Source organism: Enterobacter cloacae complex sp. SYL001 (assembly GCF_049237025.1).
Taxonomy (GTDB): domain Bacteria; phylum Pseudomonadota; class Gammaproteobacteria; order Enterobacterales; family Enterobacteriaceae; genus Enterobacter; species Enterobacter intestinihominis.
Window position 1 is genome coordinate 1 of the sequence record NZ_JBMKJI010000048.1, and the last position, 9,306, is coordinate 9,306.

Annotated in this window: 10 protein-coding genes and 1 pseudogene; 3 read left to right on the plus strand and 8 right to left on the minus strand. The window is 62.2% G+C overall.

Annotated features, from left to right (window positions below; genetic code table 11):
• The first annotated feature begins 60 nt into the window (after positions 1-60).
• Positions 61-360 carry a hypothetical protein gene (locus tag ACOTZP_RS23555; protein ID WP_032072054.1) on the plus strand — a complete coding sequence of 100 codons (300 nt, stop codon included), beginning with the start codon at positions 61-63 and terminating at the stop codon, positions 358-360.
• Positions 361-570: 210 nt separating this feature from the next.
• Here ACOTZP_RS23555 and ACOTZP_RS23560 read toward each other — a convergent pair whose 3' ends face one another.
• The 3 genes from ACOTZP_RS23560 to groES form a co-directional block, all read right to left on the minus strand.
• Positions 571-2,052 (minus strand): IS91 family transposase, encoded by a 1,482-nt coding sequence (locus ACOTZP_RS23560; RefSeq protein ID WP_032723056.1) that lies wholly within the window; start codon positions 2,050-2,052, stop codon positions 571-573.
• Positions 2,053-2,288: 236 nt separating this feature from the next.
• Positions 2,289-3,929 carry a chaperonin GroEL gene (gene groL, locus ACOTZP_RS23565; RefSeq protein ID WP_004201176.1) on the minus strand — a complete coding sequence of 547 codons (1,641 nt, stop codon included), beginning with the start codon at positions 3,927-3,929 and terminating at the stop codon, positions 2,289-2,291.
• A gap of 55 nt (positions 3,930-3,984) precedes the next feature.
• Complete coding sequence (gene groES, locus ACOTZP_RS23570) at positions 3,985-4,275, minus strand: co-chaperone GroES (RefSeq protein ID WP_004201172.1); 291 nt, start codon at positions 4,273-4,275, stop codon at positions 3,985-3,987.
• A 193-nt stretch (positions 4,276-4,468) separates the two neighbouring features.
• Between groES and cutA the strand changes: the two genes are divergently transcribed.
• Together cutA and ACOTZP_RS23580 are read left to right on the plus strand one after the other, a co-directional pair.
• On the plus strand, positions 4,469-4,798 hold the full coding sequence (gene cutA / locus ACOTZP_RS23575) for a divalent-cation tolerance protein CutA (protein WP_004201171.1): 330 nt from the start codon (positions 4,469-4,471) through the stop codon (positions 4,796-4,798).
• A gap of 4 nt (positions 4,799-4,802) precedes the next feature.
• Positions 4,803-5,834 carry a protein-disulfide reductase DsbD domain-containing protein gene (locus ACOTZP_RS23580; RefSeq protein WP_004201169.1) on the plus strand — a complete coding sequence of 344 codons (1,032 nt, stop codon included), beginning with the start codon at positions 4,803-4,805 and terminating at the stop codon, positions 5,832-5,834.
• A gap of 10 nt (positions 5,835-5,844) precedes the next feature.
• On the opposite strand, the gene ACOTZP_RS23585 is transcribed toward ACOTZP_RS23580, so the two are convergent.
• The 5 genes and pseudogenes from ACOTZP_RS23585 to ACOTZP_RS23605 form a co-directional block, all read right to left on the minus strand.
• Positions 5,845-6,483 carry a phosphoribosylanthranilate isomerase gene (locus ACOTZP_RS23585; protein ID WP_004201168.1) on the minus strand — a complete coding sequence of 213 codons (639 nt, stop codon included), beginning with the start codon at positions 6,481-6,483 and terminating at the stop codon, positions 5,845-5,847.
• A 4-nt stretch (positions 6,484-6,487) separates the two neighbouring features.
• Complete coding sequence (gene ble, locus ACOTZP_RS23590) at positions 6,488-6,853, minus strand: bleomycin binding protein Ble-MBL (RefSeq protein ID WP_004201167.1); 366 nt, start codon at positions 6,851-6,853, stop codon at positions 6,488-6,490.
• Between the two features lie 3 nt (positions 6,854-6,856).
• Positions 6,857-7,669, minus strand: a complete 813-nt coding sequence (locus tag ACOTZP_RS23595; protein WP_004201164.1) for a subclass B1 metallo-beta-lactamase NDM-1 — start codon at positions 7,667-7,669, stop codon at positions 6,857-6,859.
• 100 nt (positions 7,670-7,769) lie between these two features.
• A pseudogene (locus ACOTZP_RS23600) lies at positions 7,770-7,952 on the minus strand (IS30 family transposase); the annotation flags it as partial.
• A 130-nt stretch (positions 7,953-8,082) separates the two neighbouring features.
• Complete coding sequence (locus tag ACOTZP_RS23605) at positions 8,083-9,063, minus strand: IS5-like element IS5 family transposase (protein WP_000019402.1); 981 nt, start codon at positions 9,061-9,063, stop codon at positions 8,083-8,085.
• Between the last annotated feature and the right edge of the window lie 243 nt (positions 9,064-9,306).

Genomic DNA, 9,306 nt, shown 5'->3' on the forward strand with positions numbered 1-9,306 from the left:
TTATGGTGATCCCCTGGGCGAAATGCGCCTGGTAAGCAGAGTTTTTGAAATGTAAGGCCTTTGAATAAGACAAAAGGCTGCCTCATCGCTAACTTTGCAACAGTGCCGCAAAAAGTCAGTAAAGGACTCACAGTTGGTTCAGTCATTACAGGAAGCACGTTTTTACATGGTCCCCCTGTTTTGGCACTCGGTTTTACCAAGCTGTTTAAAAAATCAAAAAAAGTAGACGAAACCAATATTCAATTGGCCAATAGCTGGATTGGTGTAAACAACCACCTGATTGAAAAGGTGCTGCCAAACCTAAAGTGGGATATGGGTATAGGAAGTTCAACCGCCCTTTTTGGCGAGTCTGGCGGGTAGGAAGCGGCCGCGCAAGCGCCGCTTTGGGCACAGATCGGGCACAGATCGGGGGTTCATGCGTGGGTTTTCGACATCGCGGGGCCACGCAGCGGCTCAGTGCGTAGCCATTTCTCACCGAATCCCGGCACAGGGCCGAGCGCAGCCCTGCGGGGTCGTGGCCGCATCGGATCGGACTCTGGCTTGGCTGCCGGCTGTGTGGCCGGCGCCTCATCACGCGGCGGGCGGCGGGGCGCGCGCTGCGGGCCGGTAGTGCGCTTGCTCCAGCGCGCCGTGTTTCTCGAAGTGGGCGAGGATGGCGCGAATGGCCTTGGGGTCTTCGATGCTGGCGACGATCCGCACCGCGCCGCCGCAGTGGGCGCAGGTGGTGATGTCGATGGAAAAGACCCGCTTGAGCCGTTGCGCCCAGCTCATCGCACGGCGCTTCTGCTCGGGGCTGCGCGGCTCGTCGTGGGCGCTGACGTCCACTGGCGCCGCATCGCCCGCAGGCCGCCTGCCGCGCCCCGAGGGCGTCAGCTGCGCGCGCAGGTTTGCATTCGGGGCGAATACGCCGTGGAAGCGGGTGAGATGCGCGCGTGGCGGCGGGACCAGTGCCGCCAGCTTGGCGATGAAGTCCACCGCATCCCATTCGACATGCGTGGTGCCATTGCGCCACGGCGTCTTGAGCTGGTAACGCACCCTGCCCTGTGGCGAGATCGATAGCCGCTGCTCGCTGATCGCCGGGCGCGTGATGTAGCGGCACAGCTTTTCGAGCTTGTGGCTTTCGTGTGCTTCCGCGGCCACGCCGGCATGCAGCGAGAAGCCGCCGACCTTGCCGGCGTCGCCCTCCAGCGGACCGGCGTCGCCAGGCAGCGTTTGCAGCGTGACGACCTTGCGGCCAGCGTCGCGACCGGTGGCGATGCGGTAGGTCATCGAACTCATCCGCAGCCCATCCATGCCGTCGTCGCTACCCGCGCTGTCGGACAGGAACACGGATTCGTCTTCGCCTTCGAGCCAGCCGCGGCGCGACAGGTGCCGGCACACGCGATGCGCGATGGTGTTGGCCAGTTCCGTCAGTTGCGCCGATGTGGGCGCACGGGTGCGGTGCAGGCGCGGCTTGCGCTGCGGACGCTCGGTGGTGTCCTCGTACACGCCGTCGAGCCACAGCATGTGGAAGTGGATGTTGAGATTCAGCGCGCTGCCGAAGCGCTGGATCAGGGTCACCACGCCGCATTGCGCCGTATCCCGCGGCACGCCGGCCTGATCGGCAAGCCAACCGGCGATCACACGATGCACGATGCCCAGCACCGGGCCGATCGCCTCAGGCTTGCTGGCGAACAGGAAGCGCAACGGGTACGGGAAACTCAGCACCCATTGCCGCACCGGCCGCGGGCCGAACACCTCGTCCACCAGATGCCGCGCCGACTCGGCCATGCGCCGTGCGCCGCAGCTCGGGCACAGCCCGCGCTTCTTGCAGGAATACGCCACCAGCCTCTCGGCACGACAGTGCTCGCAGACCACGCGCAGGAAGCCGTGCTCGAGCACGCCGCAGCGCAGGTAGGTCTCGAACTCCTCGCGCACATACTCGGGCAGCGGGCGGTCTTCGGCCTCAAGACGCGCGATGAAGTCCGGGTAGTGCGCCTGCACTAGCGCGTACAGCAGCGTGCGCTCGGGCAGGTGGCGCGCGTAACGCGCAGCGGCGTGGGCGGCCGGCAGTGGCGCGCACACCTCGGCCTGCCGCCGGGGTGCGGTCAGGCGCGGCACGCAGCGCTCCGTTGCAGGGACGGCTGCTCAGGGTTGCGCCCGCGAGCACGCGTTCATATCGGCGTTTTCTGATCTTCGCGTCAGACATTGCCGCGGGGCGGGTAGGAAGTCTCCCGCCTCGGACGCCAGAACGCACAAAGCCCGGCACGAGGCCGGGCTTTGTGGTCTTGCTTGATGGATCGCGGGGCTTAGAAATCCATGCCGCCCATGCCGCCCATGCCGCCGCCGGCCGGCATCGCCGGCTCGTCCTTCTTCGGGGCCTCGGCCACCATCGCTTCGGTGGTGATCATCAGGCCCGCGATCGACGCGGCGTTCTGCAGCGCGGTGCGGGTGACCTTGGTCGGGTCCAGGATGCCGAACTCGATCATGTCGCCGAACTCGCCGTTGGCGGCGTTGTAGCCGAACGCACCCGAACCTTCGACCACGCGGTTGAGGATGACCGACGGCTCATCGCCGGCATTGGTCACGATCTCGCGCAGCGGGGCTTCCATCGCGCGCAGGGCGATCTGGATGCCGTGGTTCTGGTCTTCGTTCACGCCCTTGATGCCGGCGATCGCCGCCTTGGCACGGATCAGGGCGACGCCGCCGCCCGGGACGATGCCTTCCTCGACGGCCGCACGGGTCGCGTGCAGGGCGTCTTCGACGCGCGCCTTCTTTTCCTTCATCTCGACTTCGGTGGCGGCACCGACCTTGATCACCGCAACGCCGCCGGCCAGCTTGGCCACGCGCTCCTGCAGCTTCTCGCGGTCGTAGTCGGAGGAGGTCTCCTCGATCTGCGCCTTGATCTGCTTGATGCGCGCCTCGATGCCCGCGCCTTCGCCGGCGCCATCGATGATGGTGGTGTTTTCCTTCGACACCTGGATCTTCTTGGCGCGGCCGAGGTCCTTGATGGTGGCCTTCTCCAGCGACAGGCCGACTTCCTCGGAAATCACCACGCCGCCGGTCAGGATCGCCATGTCTTCCAGCATCGCCTTGCGACGGTCGCCGAAGCCCGGGGCCTTCACCGCGCAGACCTTGACGATGCCGCGGATGGTGTTGACCACCAGGGTCGCCAGCGCTTCGCCTTCGACTTCCTCCGCCACGATCAGCAGCGGCTTGCCGGCCTTGGCCACGCCCTCGAGGACGGGCAGCAGGTCGCGCACGTTGGAGATCTTCTTGTCGTACAGCAGGATGAAGGGATCATCCAGGTCGGCCGACATCGACTGCTGGTTGTTGACGAAGTACGGGCTCAGGTAGCCGCGGTCGAACTGCATGCCCTCGACCACGTCGAGTTCGTTGTCCAGGCCGCTGCCTTCCTCGACCGTGATCACGCCTTCCTTGCCGACCTTGTCCATCGCCTGCGCGATCAGGTCGCCGATGTTGGCATCCGAGTTCGCGGAGATCGCGCCGACCTGGGCGATTTCCTTGCTGGTCGACGACGGCTTGGACAGCGACTTCAGTTCGCCGACCGCGGCCTTCACCGCCTGGTCGATGCCGCGCTTCAGGTCCATCGGGTTCATGCCGGCGGCGACCGCCTTCATGCCCTCGCGGATGAACGCCTGCGCCAGCACGGTGGCGGTGGTGGTGCCGTCGCCGGCGTTGTCGGAGGTCTTGGAAGCGACTTCCTTCACCATCTGCGCGCCCATGTTCTCGAACGCGTCAGCCAGTTCGATTTCCTTGGCGACGGAGACGCCGTCCTTGGTGATGGTCGGCGCGCCGTAGCTCTTCTGCAGCACGACGTTGCGGCCCTTCGGGCCGAGGGTCGCCTTCACGGCGTTGGCGAGCACGTTGACGCCGCGCACCATCTTGGAGCGCGCGTCTTCGCCGAAACGAATGTCCTTGGCAGCCATTGCGAATTACCTCGAAAAATTATTCGGATGAGAAATGTGTGGGAGCGACGCGCGATCAGCCGAGGATCGCGAACAGGTCGTCTTCCTTCACCACCAGCAGCTCGACGCCGTCCAGCTTCACTTCGGTGCCGCTGTACTTGCCGAACAGCACCTTGTCGCCGACCTTGACCTGCGGCGCGCGGACCTGGCCGTTGTCCAGCACCTTGCCGGTGCCGACGGCGACGACTTCGCCCTTGATCGGCTTCTCGGTGGCCGAATCCGGGATCACGATCCCGCCGGCGGACAGCTTCTCTTCTTCCATGCGCTTGATGACCACGCGGTCGTGCAGCGGCTTGATATTGGACATGGCAACCTCGGTAAATGGTTGATTGACGTGGAAAAACCCGGCGATTTTAGCAGTCGCGCGAAGCGAGTGCCAAACCGCGGACAACAGAACCGGGCGAACCCGGCATGCCACCGAGATGGGGCGGGCCCGCCGACTTTCAAGGGCCGCACGCGGATGTCCGCCAGGCCCGCCGGATCGGGGCAGCCGCTACCCTATGCCGGTGAGCGCCCTGATCTGCTTCTGCACCTGTCCCGACGCCGACAGCGCCGAGCGCATCGCCACCGCGCTGGTGGCCGAGCGCCTGGCCGCCTGCGTCAACCTCCTGCCCGGCCTGCGTTCGGTCTATCGCTGGCAACGCAAGGTCGAGGCCGCGGCCGAGGTCCTGCTGCTGGTCAAGACCAGTGCCGAGGCCTACCCCGCCCTGCAGGAACGCCTGCGCCAACTGCATCCCTACGAACTCCCGGAGCTGCTCGCGGTCGAAGCCGCGTCCGGCCTGCCCGAATACCTGCAATGGCTGGCCGCCGAGAGCCGACCGGTAAACTGAGCCAATGACCGCATCCACGATCCGCCTGCGCCGCTGGCTGGCCGGGCTCGCCCTGCTGCTTGCGCTGCCCGCGACCTCGGCCGTCGCCCAGGACTTCGAACTGCCGCCGGTCGACGAGGTCTTCGTCCTGTCCGCGCAGGCCACCGCGCCGGACCGCATCGAGGTGCGCTGGCGGATCGCCGACGGCTATTACCTGTACCGGCACCGCACCTCGGTCAAGGCCGATGCCGCCTTCACCGGCGCGACCATGGCGCTGCCGAAGGGCAAGGCCTACCGCGACGAATTCTTCGGCGACGTCGAAACCTACCGCAAGGAATTGCTCGGCACCCTCACCGGCACGCCCGCGGCCGGCGCGAGCGCGACCACCCTGACCGTGAAGTACCAGGGCTGCGCCGATGCCGGCGTGTGCTACCCGCCGCAGACCCGCACCCTGAAGGTCGCGTTGCCGGGCGAAGCGGGCGCTGGCGGCTTCGGCTGTAAGGCGCGCGGGCTGCATGATTATGTCGTCAAGAACGGCTCTGCCGATCATCCCAACGCCGAGGTGAAATTCGCACTGGGTGATGTGGTCAACACCATGATCGGCTGCACTAATGGTGAAACGATCATGCTGTGCCACGACACCTCGCTGCCGCGCCCCTATTCTCTCGGCTTTCGGGTGCAAGGCACCGAGGGGCTGTGGATGGACGTCAACAAGTCGATCTATCTGGAGGGCAAGAGCCCACAGCCGCACCGCTGGGAGCCTGCCGAGGGCTGGTTTGCGAAATACGATCACCCGCTATGGAAACGCTACGCCGATCTGGCGGCAGGGGCCGGGCATGGCGGGATGGACTGGTTCGTGATCCACGCTTTTGTCGAGGCGCTGAAGGCCAAGGCCCCGATGCCAATCGACATTTACGACGCGCTGGCCTGGAGCGCGATCACGCCTCTGTCGGAACAATCGATTGCTGAGGGCAATCGCACGTTAGATTTTCCCGACTTCACCCGAGGGCAGTGGCGCACCCGCAAGCCGATCTTTGCGCTGAACGACGCCTATTGATCGACGCGATTTAGGCCAAGCGCACCGCAAAGGCGAAATTGGTAATCTTGTCGGTATCCTTGACGCCCGGCGCGCTTTCGACGCCGCTGGAGGTATCGACCAGCGGCGCTCCGGTGCGCGCAATCGCCTCGGCAACATTCGTCGGATTTAGCCCGCCTGCCAGCCCCCACGGCAAGGCACCGCGATATCCGGCCAGCAGCGACCAGTCGAACGCCAACCCCATGCCGCCGGGCAGCGCGCCTTTGGGGGTCTTGGCGTCGAACAAGATCAAGTCCGCCGCCCCGGCATAGGCTGCGGCGCGTGCGACATCGCTGGCGCTGGCGACGGGCAGCGCCTTCCACACCGGCTTGCCAAACCGCGCGCGCAACTGGGCCACGCGTTCGGGCGATTCCGAACCGTGCAGCTGCAGCGCGTTCAGCTTGGCTGCCACCAGTGCGTCGGCGATGACAGCATCATCCGCATCGACGAACAAACCGACCATGGCGATCTGGCCAGCTGCGCGCGATGTCAAAGCGCCCGCGACATTCGACGTAACCGCACGGGGCGACGCTGGATAGAACACCAACCCGGCATAGTCCGCCCGCGCCGCGATGGTCGCATCGAGCGCCTCGGGTGTGCTGATCCCGCAAATCTTGATTTTCGCGGGCATGCGGTCAGTCGGGGTTCTGGATCAGCCGCACCAGCGTGCAGTCGGGATCGATCAGGTAGCCGATCCTCAGGCCGCTCGCCTCCAGTTGCGGAGCTTTGAAGCGCGGCCAGCCGGTGCTTTTTTCCTCGGCTCCCGCCGCGTTCACCAATGCCACCATGGCATCGAGATCATCCAACCGCAGGCAACAGCCGAACGAGCTCGTAGCTGGGTCGAGGTCAGGATAGGGGAAGAATTCGAGCTGCAAACCGCCGCGCTGCAGGATCATCCAGCCGCGATCCTTCCAACTCGTCGCAAAGCCCAGCTTCGCATAAAACGCCTCTGTCACATCGAAATCGCGCGATGGCAGATTGGGGGTGACGTGGTCAGCCATGGCTCAGCGCAGCTTGTCGGCCATGCGGGCCGTATGAGTGATTGCGGCGCGGCTATCGGGGGCGGAATGGCTCATCACGATCATGCTGGCCTTGGGGAACGCCGCACCAAACGCGCGCGCTGACGCGGCGTAGTGCTCAGTGTCGGCATCACCGAGATTGCCGAGCGACTTGGCCTTGCTGTCCTTGATCAGGCAGCCACCAAAAGCGATGTCGGTGCCGTCGATCCCAACGGTGATATTGTCACTGGTGTGGCCGGGGCCGGGGTAAAATACCTTGAGCGGGCCAAAGTTGGGCGCGGTTGCTGGTTCGACCCAGCCATTGGCGGCGAAAGTCAGGCTGTGTTGCGCCGCAACCATCCCCTCTTGCGGGGCAAGCTGGTTCGACAACGCATTGGCATAAGTCGCAATCCCCGCCGCATGCAGCGCGTCCATACCGCCCATCTTGTCCTGATGCGCGTGAGTCACCACCGCCAGCGCGACCGGCAGGTTGATCTCCTGCTTGATCCAGTTGAGGATCTGGGCGGTCTGGTCATCGGTCCAGGCGGTATCGACCACCAGCACGCGGCCGCCATCCCTGACGATCAAACCGTTGGAAGCGACTGCCCCGAAACCCGGCATGTCGAGATAGGAAGTGTGCTGCCAGACATTCGGTGCGAGCTGGCGGAAAACCAGATCGCCAAACCGTTGGTCGCCAGTTTCCATTTGCTGGCCAATCGTCGGGCGGATTTCACCGGGCATGCACCCGCTCAGCATCAATGCAGCGGCTAATGCGGTGCTCAGCTTCGCGACCGGGTGCATAATATTGGGCAATTCCATCAAGTTTTCCTTTTATTCAGCATTAAAAACCCCGCAAATGCGAGGCCTAGTAAATAGATGATCTTAATTTGGTTCACTGTAGCAAAAATATGGGGCGAATTCAAACATGAGGTGCGACAGTTTCAAAAGCCATATGATAATCAACAAGCTGAGCAAATTTCTCTAATGGTGTAAGCCAATCTAACGCCTTTCTAGGACGAGTATTCAGTGACATGGCAACTTGATTTAAATAATGCTGATCTGCCTGATTTAAATCAATCCCTTTAGGGAAGGTGCGAATAAGCGGGGAAATTCTTCTCGGCTGACTCAGTCATTTCATTTCTTCATGTTTGAGCCGATTTTTTCTCTCGTAAATGCCTTGAATCAGCCTATTTAGACCGTTTCTTCGCCATTTAAGGCGTTATCCCCAGTTTTTAGTGAGATCTCTCCCACTGACGTATCATTTGGTCCGCCCGAAACAGGTTGGCCAGCGTGAATAACATCGCCAGTTGGTTATCGTTTTTCAGCAACCCCTTGTATCTGGCTTTCACGAAGCCGAACTGTCGCTTGATGATGCGAAATGGGTGCTCCACCTTGGCCCGGATGCTGGCTTTCATGTATTCGATGTTGATGGCCGTTTTGTTCTTGCGTGGATGCTGTTTCAAGGTTCTTACCTTGCCGGGGCGCTCGGCGATCAGCCAGTCCACATCCACCTCGGCCAGCTCCTCGCGCTGTGGCGCCCCTTGGTAGCCGGCATCGGCTGAGACAAATTGCTCCTCTCCATGCAGCAGATTACCCAGCTGATTGAGGTCATGCTCGTTGGCCGCGGTGGTGACTAGGCTGTGGGTCAGGCCACTCTTGGCATCGACACCAATGTGGGCCTTCATGCCAAAGTGCCATTGATTGCCTTTCTTGGTCTGATGCATCTCCGGATCGCGTTGCTGCTCTTTGTTCTTGGTCGAGCTGGGTGCCTCAATGATGGTGGCATCGACCAAGGTGCCTTGAGTCATCATGACGCCTGCTTCGGCCAGCCAGCGATTGATGGTCTTGAACAATTGGCGGGCCAGTTGATGCTGCTCCAGCAGGTGGCGGAAATTCATGATGGTGGTGCGGTCAGGCAAGGCGCTATCCAGGGATAACCGGGCAAACAGACGCATGGAGGCGATTTCGTACAGAGCATCTTCCATCGCGCCATCGCTCAGGTTGTACCAATGCTGCATGCAGTGAATGCGTAGCATGGTTTCCAGCGGATAAGGTCGCCGGCCATTACCAGCCTTGGGGTAAAACGGCTCGATGACTTCCACCATGTTTTGCCATGGCAGAATCTGCTCCATGCGGGACAAGAAAATCTCTTTTCTGGTCTGACGGCGCTTACTGCTGAATTCACTGTCGGCGAAGGTAAGTTGATGACTCATGATGAACCCTGTTCCATGGCTCCAGATGACAAACATGATCTCATATCAGGGACTTGTTCGCACCTTCCCTAACACTCTTCACTTATTTATTTAAAATTTAGCGACGTTAAAAGACAATTAAGTATTTTTAGATAATGGGGTTCTAGGGATTTTCCGTCCAAAAACGACAAAGTGCTCTGGAGGCCGCGCCGTCCGTGGCCTCCAGAGGGGTATTACTTTTCGCTGACGGGTAAATATCCCTCG